The sequence below is a fragment of the Pseudooceanicola marinus genome (genome assembly GCF_020177265.1).
GTDB lineage: Bacteria > Pseudomonadota > Alphaproteobacteria > Rhodobacterales > Rhodobacteraceae > Pseudooceanicola > Pseudooceanicola marinus_A.
On record NZ_JAIVMC010000001.1, the window covers coordinates 668,200 to 685,305 of the forward strand.

Sequence of the window (17,106 nt, forward strand, 5' to 3'; positions counted from 1 at the left end):
GGGTCTGAGAAATGTACGTTTTTCTGGGGCTTCTGAGCCTTCTTATCCTTTGCGGTCTGGGCCTGGCCCTGAACACCCTCCTGTGGAAGCGTCGCGCCGAGCAGACCGTGCCGCCGCGCGGGGCCTTCACCCGTATTTCCACCGGCCGCCTGCATTACCTCGACGTCGGCGCCGGCCCCGAGATCCTTCTGATCCACGGCCTCGGCGGCCAGATGGGCAATTTCGATTGCGGGCTGATCGACGACCTGGCGCGCGACCACCGGGTCATCGCCATCGACCGCCCCGGCATGGGCTATTCCGACCGGCCGATGACGCACCCCTGCGCCCTGGCGGACCACGCCGAACTGATGTTCGAGATCATGGACAAGCTGGAGATCCACAACCCGCTGGTCGTCGGGCATTCCCTGGGCGGCGCGATCGCCCTGGCGATGGCGGTGCAGGACGCCGAGCGCCTGCGCGGTCTGGCTCTTCTGGCGCCGCTGACTCTGCGCGCTGGCACCCCCGCCGAGGTCTTCGACGGGCTGCGGATCCGCTCGGACTTCCTGCGCTGGCTGACCGCCTGGACCGTCGCTACCCCGGCATCGCTGCGCCAGGCGGACGCCGTGATCGACCAGGTTTACGGCCCCGAGGAGATGCCGCCGAACGCCCCCACCCAGGGGGGCGCCATGCTGACCCTGCGCCCCAGCCATTTCTACAACACCAGCCGCGACTACATGCAGTCCGGCGATGGCCTGGACGAAATGTCGCGCAAGTATGCCGGGCTGACCGTGCCCGTGCGCCTGCTCTACGGCACCGAGGATCGCATCCTCGATCCGCAGATCCACGGTGCCAAACTGGTCGGGCGTCACCCGCAGATGGGTCTGAAACTGGTGCCGGGGGGGCATATGCTGCCGCTGACCCAGCCGAAGGTCTGCGCGGAGTTTATCCGCGACGCCTCCGACAAGATGCGCGGCAGCCTGACGATCAGAAGAGCTTCGCCCGAAGTCTATCGTTGACGTTGGGGGTGACAAATTTCGACACGTCCCCTTCCAGCCGGCAGATCTCCTTCACCAGCTTGGACGCGATCGCCTGATGGCCTGCGTCGGCCATCAGGAAGACCGTCTCGACCGAGGCGTCCAGCGCCCGGTTCATGCCGACCATCTGGTATTCGTATTCGAAATCGGTGACGGCGCGCAGGCCGCGGATGATCAGCGAGGCGCCGACGTCATGGGCGCAGTGGATCAGCAGGTTCTCGAAGGGATGTACCACGATCTCGGTGCCGCTTTCGCGGGCCAGCGGGCCGATCTCGGCCTCGATCATCTCCACCCGCTCCTCCAGCGAGAACAGCGGCCCCTTGTCGCGGTTGATCGCCACGCCAATTACCAGCCGGTCGACCAGCAGCGTCGCCCGCCGGATGATGTCGATATGGCCCAGCGTGACGGGGTCGAACGTCCCAGGGTAAAGACCGATACGCATGTGGCTGCTCCTCCGCTTGCACTTGCAGCGCACGCAACAATATTGCGTCCGGGAATGCAAGCGGGAAGCAAGTGATTTCTGGCCCGAACGCCGGTCCGCGCCGATGCTGCACGCGCAAACATCGGCAACGGTGCCCGGCCGTCAGTGACCCATGATCATGCCTTCCAGCGCATCCTTCTCGGCCGCCAGCTGCGACAGCCGCGCCTTCACGACATCCCCGATGGTGACGATGCCGACCAGCATGCCGTCCTGCACCACGGGCATGTGGCGGAACCGGCCCTCGGTCATCTTGGTCAGCACCTCGTCCGAGTTCATCTCCAGCGAGCAGCAAATGGGATGCTTGGTCATCAGGTCCGCCGCCGTCAGTTCCATCAGGCCTTCGCCCCGGCTGGCCAGCGCCCGCACGATGTCGCGCTCCGACAGGATCCCCTCGGCGGCCTCTCCGTCGCTGCTGACCACCACGCCACCGATCCGCTTCTCCCGCAGGATCTGTGTCACTTCGCTGATCGTCACCTCCGGCTTCACAGTGAAAACGCCTTCGGTGTCCTTGGCCTTGAGAATCTGCTGAACCAGCATCGGGTCTCCTCCCTGGGTTGAACCTGTCTCCTCACCCTCAAGCGTCCCCCGGTTGCCCCAACCTGTCAAGAGAGCCCTTCCTTGCGGTTAATCTCGGCCCGCAGCCGCTCGGACAGCAGTGCGGCGAAGCGGTTGAGCCGTTCCAGGCGCGCATCGTCCTGGTGCCGCACCAGGTAGAAGCTGCGTGTCAGGCGGGTCAGATCGGGCAGGATGCGGCAGAGGTCCGGGTGGTGCGGAAGAGAGAAGTCGTGCAGCACGCCCAGGCCCGCTCCGCCCGCGACCCAGTGGTACTGCACCGAGACGGAGTTCGAGGCCAGTTTCACCCGGTCCACCCCGATCTCTTCGAGGTAGTCCAACTCCTTGTCGAAGATCATGTCGGGGATGTAGCCGACCATGCGGTGACCGCGCAGATCATCCAGGCTGCGGATCGGCGGATGCCGGTCGAGATAGCCGCGTGTCGCCGCCAGCGTCAGGTGATAATCCGACACCTTCTGCACCAGCAGCCGCCCGGCGGTCGGCGCGCTGACGGTTACCGCCATGTCGGCCTCGCGGCGGGAGAGGTTGAACAGCCGTGGCAGGGCGACGATCTGGATTTCCAGGTCCGGGTTATCGTCGAGGATGCGCGCACAGACATCGGGCAGCAGGAAGTTCGCCACCCCGTCGGGCGCGCCGATGCGGATCTGCCCCGACAGGCCCTGCGCCCCCTGCCCGGCCACCTCCGCCTGCCCGGCCAGCAGCGCGGCCTCGGCCTGCACCGCATGGGCCATTAGGCGCGCGCCCGCCTCGGTCAGCGCATAGCCCTGGGGTGATTTCGCAAAGAGCGCGGCGCCGGTTTCCTCCTCCAGCCGGGCGATGCGGCGACTGACCGTTGCCGGGTCGATGCGCAGCCCGCGCGCCGCCGCCGACAGGCTTTCGCGGCGGGCCACGGCCAGGAACACCCGCAGATCATCCCAGTTCATCGCCACCCACCTTTCATACCTGCATTTCTGCAAAACCTCTTTGCCGATTTTCCTCTTCAACCGGCATTTGCGCAAGGGTAACCTGGCCGCAAATTCTCAGGAGGATCCTATGCAGGAACTGACCCATTTCATCGACGGCGCCCATGTGAAGGGCACCTCGGGCCGCTTCACCAACGTCATGAACCCCGCGACCGGCGAAGTGATCGCCAAGGTGCCGCTGGCCACCGTGGAAGAGCTGAACCACGCCGTGGAACGCGCCGCCGAGGCGCAGGTCAAATGGGGCGCCACCAACCCGCAGCGCCGCGCCCGGGTGATGATGAAGTTCGGCGCCCTGATCAACGAGCACATGGACGAGCTGGCCGAGCTTGTCTCGAAAGAGCACGGCAAGACCCTGCCCGATGGCCGGGGCGACGTGCAGCGTGGCCTGGAAGTGGTCGAGGTCTGCATGGGCGCGCCGCACATGCTGAAGGGCGAATACATGAACGACGGCGGGCCGGGCATCGACCTCTATTCGATGCGTCAGCCGCTTGGCGTCGTGGCTGGCATCACGCCGTTCAACTTCCCCGCCATGATCCCGCTGTGGAAGATGGCGCCCGCCCTGGCCGCCGGCAACGCGATGATCCTGAAGCCCTCGGAACGCTGCCCCTCCACCTCGCTGCGCCTGGCGGAGCTGATCAAGGAAGCGGGCCTGCCCGACGGCGTGCTGCAGGTCGTCAACGGTGACAAGGAAGTGGTCGACGCGATCCTGGACAACGAGACGGTGCAGGCCGTCGGCTTCGTCGGGTCGACCCCGATCGCCCAGTACATCTACGGCCGGGCCGCCACCAACGGCAAGCGCGCCCAGTGCTTCGGCGGCGCCAAGAACCACATGATCATCATGCCCGACGCGGACATGGACAAGGCCGCCGACGCGCTGGTCGGTGCGGGCTTCGGCGCGGCCGGCGAACGTTGCATGGCGATCTCCGTCGCCGTGCCCGTGGGCGAGAAGACCGCCGACACCCTGATCGAGAAGCTGATCCCGCGGATCGAAAAACTGAAGGTTGGCCCCTACACCTCCGAGGATGAGGTGGACTACGGCCCCGTCATCACCGCCGCCGCGAAGGAGAGGATCGAGGGGCTGATCTCCTCCGGCGTGGACCAGGGCGCGACCCTGGTGAAGGACGGCCGCGGCTTCTCCCTTCAGGGCTACGAAGACGGCTTCTACGTGGGCCCGACGCTGTTCGACAACGTCACCGCCGACATGGACATCTACAAGGAAGAGGTCTTCGGCCCCGTCCTGAGCCAGGTGCGCGCCGAGACCTACGAGGAGGCGCTGAAGCTGACGATGGACAACCAGTACGGCAACGGCACCTCGATCTTCACTGCCGATGGCGACACCGCACGCGACTTCGCCAACCGGGTGAACGTGGGCATGGTCGGCATCAACTTCCCGATCCCGGTTCCGCTGTCCTACTTCACCTTCGGCGGCTGGAAGAAGTCGGCCTTCGGCGACCTGAACCAGTACGGCCCCGACGCCTTCCGCTTCTACACGAAGACCAAGACCGTCACGGCGCGCTGGTTCTCGGGCATCAAGGAAGGTGGCGAGTTCAACTTCAAGGCAATGGACTGATCCAAGGGGGCGGCTTTCGGGCCGCCCCATTTGGTTTGCCGGCCCGGACCCGGCCGGACACAGGGAGGAGGACCAGCACAAATCGCCACCAAGGTTGGCAAGTCGGCCGAAATCGACGCCATGCGACCATGCGGCATCGTAGACGGGCACGGCCGCGATGATACAGACTTCGGGCACGCTGACTTGTACTTGAGGTAGCCTGCATGTCCTGTGACTACACGATCCTGACGTCCTTCGGACTGGCCTATATCCGTCTGGCCGGCATCGTCCGCCCCGGTGACAGCCTGCGATCCCTCACCCGGTTCGCGCGCGATCCCGAGGCCACGCCGGACCTGAACCAGCTGATCGACATGCGCGACGTGACGGGGATGAAACTGGACGTGCTGGACCTTCTGCGGATGCATGCCCGCAAGGCAGAGATCTTCGCGCCGTCTGAACATGACCGGCTGTTCGTGCATCTCGCGGATACCCCGATCGCCCGAAAGGTGGCAGGCTATGTGGTGAAGAGCTGGGACAAGGTGCCCGGCATCACCCACAGGATCGTCCCGGATGAAGAGCAGGCGCTGGACATCCTGGGATTGAGACAGAGAACGATTGAGGCCCTGATCCAGCAGCAACGCGCCTGAGGAGAGGCGCGGCGCCAACCGCGGACAGGGCTGGAACTAAGGGGGAGGAGAACCCATGGATTTCGCGCTCAGCGAGGAACAACAGGCCATTTTCGACATGGCCCGCAGTTTTGGCCAGGATCGCATCGCGCCCAATGCGCTGGCCTGGGAAGAGGCCGGGGACATCCCGAAGGACCTCTGGCCCGAGGTGGGCGAGCTGGGCTTCGGCGGGCTTTACGTCAGTGAGGAGAGCGGCGGCGCGGGGCTGACCCGGCTGGACGCCACGCTGGTCTTCGAGGCGCTGTCGATGGCCTGCCCGTCCGTCGCGGCCTTCCTGTCGATTCACAACATGTGCGCCAAGATGCTGGACGCCTTCGGCAGTGACGCCCTGAAGGCCGAACTGCTGCCCGACGTCCTGTCGATGCAGCGCGTCCTGTCCTACTGCCTGACCGAACCCGGCAGCGGATCTGACGCCGCCGCGCTGAAAACCCGGGCCGCGGCGACCGAGGGGGGCTATGCCCTGACCGGCACCAAGGCCTTCATCTCCGGCGGGGGCTATTCCGATGGCTACATGGTGATGGCCCGCACCGGCGGCGATGGCCCCAAGGGCATCTCCACCCTCTACGTGCCCGACGGCACCCCCGGCCTCAGCTTCGGCGGGCTGGAACGCAAGATGGGCTGGAAGAGCCAGCCGACCCGGCAGGTGCAATTCGACGGCTGCGAGGTGCCCGCCAGCAACCTGCTGGGCGAAGAGGGTCGCGGCTTCGCCTACGCGATGATGGGCCTCGACGGCGGACGCCTGAACATCGCGTCGTGCTCCCTGGGTGCCGCCCAGGCCGCGCTGGACGCCACCATCGCCTACATGGGCGAACGCCGGGCCTTCGGCAAATCCCTGTCCGAGTTCCAGGCCCTGCAGTTCCGCCTGGCCGACCTGGAGATCGAGTTGCAGGCCGCCCGCGTCTTCCTGCGCCAGGCCGCCTGGAAACTGGACCAGGGCGCGCCGGATGCGACCAAGCATTGCGCGATGGCCAAGAAATTCGTCACCGAGGCCGGATCGAAGATCGTCAATCAGTGCCTGCAACTTCACGGCGGCTACGGTTACCTTGCCGATTACGGAATCGAGAAACTGGTGCGGGATCTGCGCGTGCACGAGATCCTCGAAGGCACGAACGAGATCATGCGCCTCATCACGGCAAGGAGCCTTCTGTCCACATGAACGATCTTTCCATCCGGCGCGACGGACGCGCCGGGCGCATCACCCTGACGCGGGAAAAGGCGTTGAACGCGCTGTCGCATGACATGGCGCTGGAGATCGAAAAGGCGCTGCTGGCCTGGCGGGACGACCCCGAGGTCGCCTTGGTGCTGATCGACGCCGCGGGCGAGAAGGCCTTCTGTGCCGGTGGCGACATCCGCGAGATGTACGTGACCGGACGCGCCGGCGATTTCGACTATGGTCGCCGCTTCTGGCGCGACGAATACCGGATGAACGCCCTTCTGGCAGAATATCCCAAGCCCATCGTCAGCTTCCTGCATGGCTTCGTCATGGGCGGCGGCGTGGGCGTCGGCTGTCATGTCGCCACCCGGGTCGTCGGCGAAAGCGCGCGGATTGCGATGCCCGAATGCGGCATCGGCCTGGTGCCGGACGTGGGCGGATCGCTCCTGCTGGCGCGCGCACCCGGACGGCTTGGCGCCTACCTTGGCCTGACCGGCGCCCGCATGGGCCCGGGCGACGCGATCCACGCGGGATTTGCCGATCTCTTCCTGGCGGAGGAGGAATGGGAGGCCGCCAAGGCGGAGCTCTGCGCCAGCGGCAGCGTCGAGGCCCTGGAAGAGGCCGGTCATTACGCCCCCGCCTCCCGCCTGGCGGAGAACCAGGCCTACCTTGATGCGCTCTTCGCCGGTGACAACCTGCCCGAGATCGTGGAGGAGCTGGCCGCCGAGGACGGGGAGGAACTGGCCGACAAGGCGCTGAAGGCCATTCGCGCGGGCTGTCCCTTGTCGATGGCCGCCACGCTGGAGATGCTGCGCCGCCTGCATGACGAGGCCGACATCCGCGCCGCGCTGTCGCTGGAATATCGCTTCACCTACCGCTCGATGAGCGAGGGCGATTTCATCGAGGGCGTCCGCGCCCAGATCATCGACCGCGACCGCAAGCCGAAATGGAGCCACGGCCTCGACATCGCCGAGGAGGAGGTTTCGACGATGCTGGCCCCGCTGGACGCGGAACTGAGCTTCGACGGGCCCTGAGCCCGCGAGACAAGGACAAGAGGGAGGAGAACATCATGAAGATCGGGTTCATCGGTCTGGGCAACATGGGGTCGCACATGGCCCGCAACCTGGCCGCCGCAGGCCACGACGTCACGGGCTATGATATGTCACCAGTCCGCGTGCCGGGCGTTCCGCTGGCCAATACCGCCGCGGATGCGGCCCAGGGCGCCGAGGTGGTGATCACCATGCTGCCCAATGGCGAGATCCTGCGCCAGGTGTCGGAACAGATCCAGCCGGCGATGAAGGCGGGCGCCTGCCACCTGGATTGTTCCACCGTCGACGTGGACAGCGCCCGCGCCGTCGCAGCCAGCGCAAGCGACCGCGGCCTGTTGGCCATGGACGCGCCGGTCTCGGGCGGCACGGGCGGCGCCGATGCGGGCACGCTGACCTTCATGGCGGGCGGGCCGGAGGAAGCCTTCACGCTCGTCTCGCCGCTCTTCGAGATCATGGGCCAGAAGGCCGTGCATTGCGGCGGTGCCGGCAACGGCCAGGCGGCCAAGATCTGCAACAACATGATCCTCGGCGTGACCATGATCGCCACCTGCGAGGCCTTCGCCCTGGCCGATCAGCTGGGGCTGGACCGGCAGGCGATGTTCGACGTCGTTTCGACCTCCTCGGGCTACAGCTGGTCGATGAACGCCTATTGCCCGGCGCCGGGCGTCGGGCCAAAGTCGCCCGCCGACAACGACTACACCCCCGGCTTCGCCGCCGCCCTGATGCTGAAGGACCTGCGCCTGTCGCAGCTGGCGGCGCAAAGCAGCGGCGCCGAGACGCCCATGGGGGCCGCGGCAGAGGCGCTCTATTCCCGTTTCGTCGAGGAGGAAGGCGGCGGCGACAAGGACTTCTCCGCCATGCTGCCCCGCTTCTCACGCCTCAACGGCGCCTGACCTTGTCTCCCTCCCCTGCCCCCACTAGGCTTTGCCGGGGGGCAAGGGATCGGGCAAGGGACCGACAATGCTGAGATTTCTGGATTTCGACCGCGACCTGGCCGAGGCCTGCGCGGCAGAGTTCCTGGCCTCCGACGCCGGGCGCGCGGCCCTGCCCGGGGGCGCCACGGGGCGGCCGGATTTCCTGCGCCTCGACGGGGCGAAGGCGCCTGACCTCGACCGCAGCGTGCTGCGGATGGAGATCGGGGGCGGCAGTTTCGTGCTGAAGTTGAATCAGGTGCCGAAGCAGGCCGGGCGCATCGCCGAGGAATACCGGGCCCTGCGGCAGGCGGCACGGGTCTTCGCCCCGCATCCGGACCTGGGCGTGATCGAGGCCCTCTACCTGTCCCCCGGTGAAACCTTCATGGTGACGCGGTTCCACGATGTGCCCACGCTTCTGGAACAGATGGACGAGGGCGCCGATCCGCTGCCGCTCTGCCGCCAGGCGGGCCGCTGGTTGGCCGTGCTGCATGGGCAAAGCCCCGCGGAGGAGGCCCGGTTCTGGCCCAAGTGGATCTTCGCCCGGCTGGAGGAGCTTCGGGCGCGGGGGCCGCAGGCGCCCGCCGCCGATTTCCAGCCCCTGATCCGTGCACTGCGGCGGCAGGTCGAAGGGCTGCGTGGCTGCCCGGCGCCCCGCGTGCTGTGCCACGGGGACTTCCATGCCGGCAACCTGCTGGTCGAGGAGAAACGCCTGCTGGGCCTCGATCTCTTCGAGGAGAAGCGAAAGCTGGCGGTTTACGACATGGTGGATTTCCTCAAAGGCGACATCCGCGCCGATGCGCCAGAGGCAGAGATCGATGCCGGCGGCGTGCGGCGCCAGGTGCGCGCCGCGCTGTTGCAGGGCTATGGACAGCCCGTGAATGAGGACCTGCTGTCGTTCTTGCTGCGCGCGCAATTGCTGATCGACTGGCTGCACATCGACGCGGCACGCCACGCCGAAAGCCCCTTCCTGCAAGGCAAGTACAAGCGGCTGGAGAACCGCCTGTCGCTGGCCTTCGCCGCCGCCTGAAACGCGACGGGCCGGACGCCTCCGCCCGGCCCCTGTTTCCCTGCGGCGTGCCCTGCCCTATTCGGCAGCGACCTTCGCGCCTTTCAGCATGTCCTTGAGATAGCGCCCGGTGTGGCTGCGCTCGACCTCGGCCACGTCCTCAGGCGTGCCGATCGCCACCACTTCGCCACCGCCATCGCCGCCTTCGGGGCCGATGTCGACGATGTGGTCGGCGGTCTTGATGACGTCGAGGTTATGTTCGATCACCACCACGGTGTTGCCCTGCTCGACCAGCTCGTGCAGCACTTCCAGCAGCTTGCGAACATCCTCGAAATGCAGACCCGTGGTCGGCTCGTCGAGGATATAGAGGGTCCGGCCGGTAGACTGGCGCGACAGCTCCTTCGACAGCTTCACCCGCTGTGCCTCGCCGCCCGACAGGGTCGTGGCCTGCTGACCCACCTTGATATAGCCCAACCCGACCCGCACCAGCGCGTCCATCTTCGACCGGATCGAGGGCACCGCCTGGAAGAACTCCTGCGCGTCCTCGACCGTCATGTCGAGGACATCGGCAATGGACTTGCCCTTGAACTTGATCTCCAGCGTTTCGCGATTGTAGCGCTGGCCCTTGCAGGTTTCGCATTCGACATAAACGTCGGGCAGGAAGTGCATCTCGATCTTGATGACGCCGTCGCCCTGGCAGGCCTCACACCGCCCGCCCTTGATGTTGAAGCTGAAGCGCCCCGGCTTGTAGCCGCGCGCTTTCGATTCCGGCAGACCAGCGAACCAGTCGCGGATCGGGGTGAACGCGCCGGTATAGGTGGCCGGGTTCGACCGGGGCGTGCGTCCGATGGGACGCTGGTCGATGTCGATCACCTTGTCGAGGTGTTCCAGCCCCTTGATGCTCTCGCAGGGGGCGGGCGTCTGGCGGGCGCCGTTCAGCCGCATGGATGCCGTCTTGAACAGGGTCTCGATGGTCAGGGTCGACTTGCCGCCCCCCGACACGCCCGAGACGCAGATGAACTTGCCCAGCGGGAAGTCCACGGTCACATCCTTCAGGTTGTTGCCGCTGGCCTTCACCACCTGGATGGACTTGCCATTGCCATCTCGCCGGACGGCGGGCACGGCGATCTCACGGGTGCCCGACAGATACTGGCCGGTCAGGCTGGCGGCATCGGCGGCGATCTCTTCGGGCTTGCCCTTGGCGATCACCTGGCCGCCATGCACACCGGCGCCGGGCCCGATGTCGAAGACGTAATCGGCCTCGCGGATCGCCTCCTCGTCGTGTTCCACCACCAGCACGGAGTTGCCCTGATCGCGCAGCCCCTTCAGCGTGGACAGAAGCCGCCCGTTGTCACGCTGATGCAACCCGATGGAGGGTTCGTCCAGCACGTAGAGCACCCCGGTCAGACCCGAGCCGATCTGGCTGGCCAGCCGGATCCGCTGGCTTTCGCCGCCCGACAGCGTGCCCGAGGCCCGCGCCAGGGTCAGGTATTCCAGCCCGACGTTGTTGAGGAAGCCAAGCCGCTCGCGGATCTCCTTGATGATCGGCCGGGCAATTTCCGCCTTCTGTTTCGACAGGGTGTCCCCTGCGGCCCCGACCCAATCCAGCGCCTCGCGGATGGACTTCTCCACCACGTTGCCGATGTGATGGCCGTCGATCTTCACCGCCAGCGGTTCGGGTTTCAGCCGGTAACCGTTGCAGACGCCGCAGGGACGGTTGTTCTGATAGCGTTCAAATTCCTCGCGGACCCAGTTGCTGTCGGTCTCGCGATAGCGCCGTTCCATGTTGGGGATGACGCCCTCAAACGCGCGGGTGATGTTGTAGACACGCCCGCCCTCGTCATAGCGAAACGCGATCTCCTCCTTGCCGGAGCCGTAGAGGAAGACGTTCTGCACCTTCTTCGGCAGGTCCTTCCAGCGGCTGTTCTTGTCGAACTCGTAATGCCGGGCGATGGCGTCGATGGTCTGCAGGAAATAAGGCGACTTGCCCTTCCGCCAGGGGGCAATGGCGCCATCGGCCACTTTCAGCTGGGCATCGGGCACCACCAGCCGCTCGTCGAAGAACAGCTCCATCCCCAGGCCGTCGCAATGGGGGCAGGCGCCGTCGGGGGCATTGAAGGAAAACAGGCGCGGTTCGATTTCCGGGATCGAGAAGCCGGAGACCGGGCAGGCGAAGTTCTCGGAGAAGGTGATGCGTTCCGGCTCGCCCTCCTTCGGTGCAGTTTCCAGCACGGCGATGCCGTTGGCCAGGTCCAGCGCGGTGCGGAAACTGTCGGCCAGCCGGGTTTCCATGCCCTCGCGCACCACGATCCGGTCGACCACCACGTCGATGTCATGGCGGAATTTCTTGTCCAGCGTCGGCGGCTCGTCCAGCTCGTAAAACGCGCCATCCACCTTCACCCGCTGGAAGCCCTGCTTGCGGAGGTCGAGGAATTCCTTGCGGTACTCGCCCTTCCGGTCGCGGATCATCGGAGCCAGCAGGTAGCCGCGCGTGCCCTCCTCCATGCCCATGACCCGGTCTACCATGTCCTGCACCTGCTGCGCCTCGATGGGCAGGCCGGTTGCGGGACTGTAGGGGGTACCGGAACGGGCGAAGAGCAGGCGCAGGTAGTCGTAGATCTCGGTCACCGTGCCAACGGTGGAGCGCGGGTTCTTCGACGTGGTCTTCTGCTCGATCGAGATCGCCGGGCTGAGGCCCGAGATGTGATCCACGTCGGGCTTTTCCATCATGTCGAGGAACTGCCGCGCGTAGGCCGACAGGCTTTCGACGTAGCGCCGCTGGCCCTCGGCATAGATCGTGTCGAAGGCCAAAGACGACTTGCCCGACCCTGACAGGCCGGTGATCACCACCAGCTGGTCGCGGGGGATGTCCACGTCGATGCCCTTGAGGTTGTGTTCGCGCGCGCCGCGGACCTCGATAAACTTCTGCTCGGCCATATTCGCCCCCGGGAAAACCACTGCGGCTAGAGATAGGGGAGACAGCACGGCTGTCCAAGGAGAAAATGAGAACATTAAGGAAACATTAATCTGCAGCCATTCACAATGGTGGGTCCTGTCTCCCTCTTGGGACGATCTCAGGCAGTTCCGGGCGCCGCCCTTGGTCCATTTCCTTTCCCACCCCTCCGGCGGGCCGGTGAAACGGGACGGACGCCCTGCCGCCCGCGCCAGGCCGGCGAGTGCAATCGACTTGCCCGTCCCGCGTTCTCCCTCTAAGTCACGTCATGTTATATCATTACGCGATTCGAGAGGAGATCCCATGTCGTCCCTTCCCCAGACCTCCCGCGCCCTGGCGGCGCTGGCCCTTGGCGCCCTGACCATCACCGCCCTGCCCGCCTGGGCCGAAAGCCACGACCACGATCATGAGCACGCCCACGATGAGACCCATGATCACGACCATGACCATGCCCACGACGAAGACGCACAGCGGATCTACGATGGCTATTTCACCGACGCGGAAATCCAGCCGCGCCCGCTGTCCGACTGGCATGGCGACTGGCAGTCGGTCTACCCGCTGCTGCAGGACGGCACCCTGGCGCCGGTGATGGAAGACAAGGCCGCCCATGGCGAGATGTCAGCGGAAGAGTACACCGCCTACTACGATACCGGCTATGCCACCGACGTGGACCGGATCGAGATCGCGGGCAACAGCTTCACCTTCCACGGCCCCGAGGGCGCCTTGACCGCCGACTACGTCAACAACGGCTACGAGGTTCTGACCTACGCCAAGGGCAACCGCGGCGTGCGCTACATCTTCCGCAAGGTCGAAGGCGACGACGCCGCGCCGGGCTACGTGCAGTTCAGCGACCACGCGGTCTCGCCCACCGATGCGGGCCACTATCACCTCTACTGGGGCGACGACCGGGCGGCCCTGCTGGAGGAGGTCACCAACTGGCCGACCTACTACCCCACCGATCTGAGCGGCGACGAGATCGTCGAGGAGATGCTGGCCCACTGATTGCAGGGCCCGGACATGCGAAGGGGCGCCGGATCAACCGGCGCCCCTTTTGCGTGACAATAATCAGCAGCGATCAGATGTGAATCGCGCGCCCGTAGGCCTGCAGCACCGATTCATGCAGCATCTCCGACAGGGTCGGGTGCGGGAAGACTGTGTTCATCAGGTCCTCTTCGGTGGTCTCCAGCGCCTGGCCGACCACGTAGCCCTGGATCAGCTCGGTCACCTCGGCACCGACCATGTGGGCGCCCAGCAACTCGCCGGTCTTGGCGTCGAAGACGGTCTTCACCAGGCCTTCCTGTTCGCCCAGGGCCACGGCCTTGCCGTTGCCGATGAAGGGGAAGCGCCCCACCTTCAGCTCATACCCGGCTTCTTTCGCCTGCGCCTCGGTCAGACCGACGGAGGCAACCTGCGGGTGGCAATAGGTGCAGCCCGCGATGCTTTCGGGACGAACAGGGTGCGGCTTGTTGCCGGCCGCCAGTTCGGCCACCATGACGCCTTCGTGGCTGGCCTTGTGCGCCAGCCAGGGGGCCCCGGCGATGTCGCCGATGGCATAGACGCCCTCGACCCCGGTGCGGCAATATTCATCGACCACCACGTGGGTGCGGTCGACCTTGATGCCCTGCTCTTCCAGGCCAAGGTTCTCGACGTTGCCGACGATGCCCACGGCAGAGATCACGGTGTCGAACTCGTGCTTCTCGACCTTGCCGCCGACCTCGATATGGGCCGTGACCTTGCCCTTGGCGCGGTCCAGCTGCTTGACCATGGCCTTCTGCATGATCTTCATGCCCTGCTTCTCGAACTGCTTCTTGGCGAACTTCGAGATTTCCTCGTCCTCCACCGGCAGCACGCGGTCCATGACCTCGACCACGGTCGTGTCGGCGCCCAGGGTGTTGTAGAAGCTGGCGAATTCGATGCCGATGGCGCCCGATCCGATGACCAGAAGCTTCTTCGGCATGCGCGCGGGTTTCAGCGCGTGGCGGTAGGTCCAGACCAGGTCGCCGTCGGCCTCAAGCCCCGGCAGTTCGCGGGCCCGGGCGCCGGTGGCCAGGACCACGGTCTTGCCGGTCAGCTCTTCGGTGCCGTCCTTGGTCTTGACGCTGACCTTGCCCTTGCCGGCCAGCTTGGCCTCGCCCATGACGACGGTGACCTTGTTCTTCTTCAGCAGGCCGCGCACGCCGCCTTCCATCTGCTTTGCCACCCCGCGCGAGCGGTCGACCACCGCGTCGAGGTCATAGCCGATCTTGTCGGCGGTCAGGCCGTAGTCCTTGGCCCGCTCCATCAGGTGGAAGACCTCGGAGCTGCGCAGCAGTGCCTTGGTGGGGATACAGCCCCAGTTCAGGCAGATACCGCCCAGGTGCTCGCGCTCGACCACGGCCACGCTGAGGCCCAGTTGCGCGGCCCGAATGGCGGCCACATAGCCCCCCGGGCCGGCCCCGATCACCACGAAATCGAAAGACTTGGCTGCCATATGCCCCTCCGCTGCACCTTCGGTTTCCAGATAGTTTGACGTTAAACTATCTGCCAGCAGGCGACAAGCATGCGCGGAACCTCCGGCAAGGTTTGCGCCGAAAGGCCGCTATGCGTCCGGCGAAACCCGGATCGCCCTCACGCCGAACCTAGCGGGTCGCGGCGCCCTGTCAAACCGAGCGAAGGTCGCGGCCCGGCGCGCGGGCGGAGGACGGCCTGCCCCCGAATGCAAGAACGCCGCCCCGGTGGACCGGAGCGGCGCCTTTTCATCAACCCGTCCTGAGGCCTCAGCCGGCCGCGGCCTCGACACTGCGCACGGTCTCGCCGTAGCCGCCTTTCGACAGATAGGCGGTTTCCGAAGCGGTGCTGTGCCGTTGCAGCGCCTCGTTGCGATAGGGGAAGCGACCGAAGGTGCGGATCACCTCGCGGTGCGCCTTGGCATGCTTCAGGTTCGCCTCGCCGGTTTCGGGCATCCGGTCCAGCATCAGGCGCACGCAGCGTTCCTGGTCGCAGAGGTTTTCCGAATGCATCATCGGCAGGTAGAAGAACTGCCGCGCCGGTTCGTCGATCCGCATGTCGAAGCCATGATCGATCGCCACCTTGGCCGCCGCCAGCGCCACCTTGTCGCTGTCGAAGGCCCGGCCCTGGCCCCGGAACATGTTGCGCGGGAACTGGTCCATCAGGATGACATAGGCCAGGGCCCCGCTGGGATAGGTCAGCCACAGACCATAGGCGCCTTCGCAGGCATGGGCCCAGGCCGCGCCGAACCGGCTGCGGATCTCGGCATCCATCTCGTCGGTGGACTGATACCAGCCCTTGGGGCCGACCTCATCCAGCCAGTAGGACAACACGTCTTCGGGGGCAATCATGGCTATCTCCTCTTTCGCGATTGCGCCATTTCGTCCAGCGTTACAAAGTTTTCACAATATTGGAACGGGAGATTTTCGCCGTTACGGGATGTGAGCGCTCACGCGCCATTTTCGTCACGCGCGGCCTCTTCGGCCGCCTCTTCCGCGGCCTCATATGCCCATTCCTGCGCCGCCTCGACGGCCACGGAGGTGGCCGACATCAGCACCGGCGCGTAGGCGCCCGCCTCGTCCACGCCCACCGAGGGGCGTTGCGTCATGCGGTAGAAGGCATAGCCGGCGGTCGCCAACAGCAGCACCGCGATGAACAGGAAGAACCCCCCGGGCCCGGCCAGGGTCATGGCGTAACCGGTCAGCAGCGGACCACCGATGGCGCCCAGGCCGTTGACGAACATCATGCCCGCGCTGCCCGCCGCCATCTGGTCATGCTCCAGCAGGTCATTGAGATAGGCCAGAAGCAGCGAATAGAGCGGGTTGGTCATGCCGCCGATGAAGAAGGCCGCGATCAGCAGTGCCACGTAGCTGCCGCCGAAGATGAAGCCGAGGAAGGCGCCGGTGCCACCGATGATCGCCTCGATCGCGATCAGCAGACGCCGGTCCAGCCGGTCCGACAGCCAGCCCAGCGGATAGAGGGTGACCATGGCGCCAACGTAGAACATGGCGATAAACAGGGAGATCTGCGGCAGTTGCAGCCCGGCCTGGGTGCCGAAAACCGCCGCCATGCCGAACTGCGCCGAGAAGGCGCCGCCCACCAGGAAGACGCCCACGAAACTGAGCGGCGAGGTCTGGAACAGCTCTTTCAGCGACATCGGCCTGGTACTGTCGAAGGCCGGCGTGGGCGAGATGGACAGCAGAATCGGCGCAAAGGAGATCGAAACGAGGATCGAGGGTACGATGAACAGGATGAACCCGGCCGGGTCGCCCAACAGCAGGATCCCCTGCGCGGCCATGATCCCGGCCACCTGCACGAACATGTAAAGCGCCAGCGACTGGCCCCGCGTCTCGTTCGTGGCGGCGTTGTTCAGCCAGCTTTCGGCGACCACGTAAACGCCCGAGAAGCAGAAACCGATGATGACCCGTTCCACCGCCCAGGCCCAGGGATTGGGGAACGCGGGGTAGAGGATCAGCACGGCGGAAATGAACGAGGCCAGCGCGGCGAAGACCCGCACGTGGCCGACGCGGCGGATCATCTCCGGCGCCATGCGCGACCCGCCCAGGAAGCCGGCGAAGTAGGCCGACATGACCAGCGACATCTCGAAGGTCGAGAAGCCCTCGATCTCGCCACGCACACCCAGCAGTGTCCCCTGCAGGCCGTTGCCCAGCATCAGCAGCATGAGGCCCAGCAAAAGAGCCCAGGAGGTTCCCAGAACCTGAATCATTCGCGTGTCTCCTCTGGACGCTTCGCGGCGGCGGCGGGCACGGGGATCAGGTC

General features: G+C 65.9%; 15 protein-coding genes. 8 read left to right on the forward strand and 7 right to left on the reverse strand.

Annotation, left to right across the window (positions count from 1 at the left end; all coding sequences use genetic code 11):
- The first annotated feature begins 11 nt into the window (after positions 1–11).
- On the forward strand, positions 12–995 hold the full coding sequence (locus LC066_RS03060; RefSeq protein ID WP_224896485.1) for an alpha/beta fold hydrolase: 984 nt from the start codon (positions 12–14) through the stop codon (positions 993–995).
- Here LC066_RS03060 and coaD read toward each other — a convergent pair.
- From coaD to LC066_RS03075, 3 genes are all read right to left on the reverse strand, one after another.
- Positions 964–1,455, reverse strand: a complete 492-nt coding sequence (gene coaD, locus LC066_RS03065; protein WP_222474618.1) for a pantetheine-phosphate adenylyltransferase — start codon at positions 1,453–1,455, stop codon at positions 964–966. The two genes, LC066_RS03060 and coaD, sit on opposite strands and share 32 nt — an antisense overlap.
- A gap of 141 nt (positions 1,456–1,596) precedes the next feature.
- Positions 1,597–2,031, reverse strand: coding sequence for a CBS domain-containing protein (locus LC066_RS03070; RefSeq protein ID WP_224896486.1), 435 nt, complete (start codon positions 2,029–2,031; stop codon positions 1,597–1,599).
- A 65-nt stretch (positions 2,032–2,096) separates the two neighbouring features.
- Positions 2,097–2,990 carry a LysR family transcriptional regulator gene (locus LC066_RS03075; RefSeq protein WP_224896487.1) on the reverse strand — a complete coding sequence of 298 codons (894 nt, stop codon included), beginning with the start codon at positions 2,988–2,990 and terminating at the stop codon, positions 2,097–2,099.
- A gap of 109 nt (positions 2,991–3,099) precedes the next feature.
- Here LC066_RS03075 and LC066_RS03080 point away from each other — a divergent pair, with 109 nt between their 5' ends.
- From LC066_RS03080 to LC066_RS03105, 6 genes are all read left to right on the forward strand, one after another.
- The gene (locus tag LC066_RS03080) at positions 3,100–4,599 is read left to right on the forward strand and encodes a CoA-acylating methylmalonate-semialdehyde dehydrogenase (protein ID WP_224896488.1); all 1,500 of its coding nucleotides are present in this window, start codon (positions 3,100–3,102) and stop codon (positions 4,597–4,599) included.
- A gap of 203 nt (positions 4,600–4,802) precedes the next feature.
- Complete coding sequence (locus LC066_RS03085; RefSeq protein ID WP_222474622.1) at positions 4,803–5,225, forward strand: hypothetical protein; 423 nt, start codon at positions 4,803–4,805, stop codon at positions 5,223–5,225.
- Positions 5,226–5,280: 55 nt separating this feature from the next.
- Positions 5,281–6,420 carry an acyl-CoA dehydrogenase family protein gene (locus tag LC066_RS03090; protein ID WP_224896489.1) on the forward strand — a complete coding sequence of 380 codons (1,140 nt, stop codon included), beginning with the start codon at positions 5,281–5,283 and terminating at the stop codon, positions 6,418–6,420.
- Entirely contained in the window at positions 6,417–7,451 is a 1,035-nt protein-coding gene (locus tag LC066_RS03095) for an enoyl-CoA hydratase/isomerase family protein (RefSeq protein WP_224896490.1), read from the forward strand. Before LC066_RS03090 ends, LC066_RS03095 begins: the two co-directional genes overlap by 4 nt.
- A gap of 35 nt (positions 7,452–7,486) precedes the next feature.
- Positions 7,487–8,359: a 3-hydroxyisobutyrate dehydrogenase gene (gene mmsB / locus LC066_RS03100; RefSeq protein WP_224896491.1), complete on the forward strand. Its 873-nt coding sequence runs from the start codon at positions 7,487–7,489 to the stop codon at positions 8,357–8,359.
- A 67-nt stretch (positions 8,360–8,426) separates the two neighbouring features.
- A complete protein-coding gene (locus LC066_RS03105; protein ID WP_224896492.1) occupies positions 8,427–9,407 on the forward strand; it encodes a phosphotransferase in 981 nt (326 codons plus the stop codon).
- Between the two features lie 57 nt (positions 9,408–9,464).
- Here the strand turns inward: LC066_RS03105 and uvrA are convergent, their stop codons facing one another.
- The gene (gene uvrA / locus LC066_RS03110) at positions 9,465–12,323 is read right to left on the reverse strand and encodes an excinuclease ABC subunit UvrA (protein ID WP_224896493.1); all 2,859 of its coding nucleotides are present in this window, start codon (positions 12,321–12,323) and stop codon (positions 9,465–9,467) included.
- A gap of 319 nt (positions 12,324–12,642) precedes the next feature.
- Between uvrA and LC066_RS03115 the strand changes: the two genes are divergently transcribed.
- Entirely contained in the window at positions 12,643–13,341 is a 699-nt protein-coding gene (locus tag LC066_RS03115) for a ZinT family metal-binding protein (RefSeq protein ID WP_224896494.1), read from the forward strand.
- Positions 13,342–13,414: 73 nt separating this feature from the next.
- Here LC066_RS03115 and lpdA read toward each other — a convergent pair whose 3' ends face one another.
- The 3 genes from lpdA to LC066_RS03130 form a co-directional block, all read right to left on the reverse strand.
- Positions 13,415–14,809 carry a dihydrolipoyl dehydrogenase gene (gene lpdA / locus LC066_RS03120; RefSeq protein WP_085886943.1) on the reverse strand — a complete coding sequence of 465 codons (1,395 nt, stop codon included), beginning with the start codon at positions 14,807–14,809 and terminating at the stop codon, positions 13,415–13,417.
- A 286-nt stretch (positions 14,810–15,095) separates the two neighbouring features.
- On the reverse strand, positions 15,096–15,677 hold the full coding sequence (locus tag LC066_RS03125) for a DUF924 family protein (RefSeq protein WP_224896495.1): 582 nt from the start codon (positions 15,675–15,677) through the stop codon (positions 15,096–15,098).
- 98 nt (positions 15,678–15,775) lie between these two features.
- Positions 15,776–17,053: an MFS transporter gene (locus LC066_RS03130; RefSeq protein WP_224896496.1), complete on the reverse strand. Its 1,278-nt coding sequence runs from the start codon at positions 17,051–17,053 to the stop codon at positions 15,776–15,778.
- Between the last annotated feature and the right edge of the window lie 53 nt (positions 17,054–17,106).

Excerpts from the sequence above, each read along its gene's own strand:
- LC066_RS03075 (WP_224896487.1), bottom strand. The coding sequence starts at position 2,990 with ATGAACTGGGATGATCTGCGGGTGTTCCTGGCCGTGGCCCGCCGCGAA.
- LC066_RS03125 (WP_224896495.1), bottom strand. The coding sequence starts at position 15,677 with ATGATTGCCCCCGAAGACGTGTTGTCCTACTGGCTGGATGAGGTCGGC.
- LC066_RS03095 (WP_224896490.1), top strand. The coding sequence starts at position 6,417 with ATGAACGATCTTTCCATCCGGCGCGACGGACGCGCCGGGCGCATCACC.
- LC066_RS03080 (WP_224896488.1), top strand. The coding sequence starts at position 3,100 with ATGCAGGAACTGACCCATTTCATCGACGGCGCCCATGTGAAGGGCACC.
- LC066_RS03060 (WP_224896485.1), top strand. The coding sequence starts at position 12 with ATGTACGTTTTTCTGGGGCTTCTGAGCCTTCTTATCCTTTGCGGTCTG.
- coaD (WP_222474618.1), bottom strand. The coding sequence starts at position 1,455 with ATGCGTATCGGTCTTTACCCTGGGACGTTCGACCCCGTCACGCTGGGC.
- LC066_RS03085 (WP_222474622.1), top strand. The coding sequence starts at position 4,803 with ATGTCCTGTGACTACACGATCCTGACGTCCTTCGGACTGGCCTATATC.
- mmsB (WP_224896491.1), top strand. The coding sequence starts at position 7,487 with ATGAAGATCGGGTTCATCGGTCTGGGCAACATGGGGTCGCACATGGCC.
- LC066_RS03130 (WP_224896496.1), bottom strand. The coding sequence starts at position 17,053 with ATGATTCAGGTTCTGGGAACCTCCTGGGCTCTTTTGCTGGGCCTCATG.
- uvrA (WP_224896493.1), bottom strand. The coding sequence starts at position 12,323 with ATGGCCGAGCAGAAGTTTATCGAGGTCCGCGGCGCGCGCGAACACAAC.
- LC066_RS03090 (WP_224896489.1), top strand. The coding sequence starts at position 5,281 with ATGGATTTCGCGCTCAGCGAGGAACAACAGGCCATTTTCGACATGGCC.
- LC066_RS03105 (WP_224896492.1), top strand. The coding sequence starts at position 8,427 with ATGCTGAGATTTCTGGATTTCGACCGCGACCTGGCCGAGGCCTGCGCG.
- lpdA (WP_085886943.1), bottom strand. The coding sequence starts at position 14,809 with ATGGCAGCCAAGTCTTTCGATTTCGTGGTGATCGGGGCCGGCCCGGGG.
- LC066_RS03115 (WP_224896494.1), top strand. The coding sequence starts at position 12,643 with ATGTCGTCCCTTCCCCAGACCTCCCGCGCCCTGGCGGCGCTGGCCCTT.
- LC066_RS03070 (WP_224896486.1), bottom strand. The coding sequence starts at position 2,031 with ATGCTGGTTCAGCAGATTCTCAAGGCCAAGGACACCGAAGGCGTTTTC.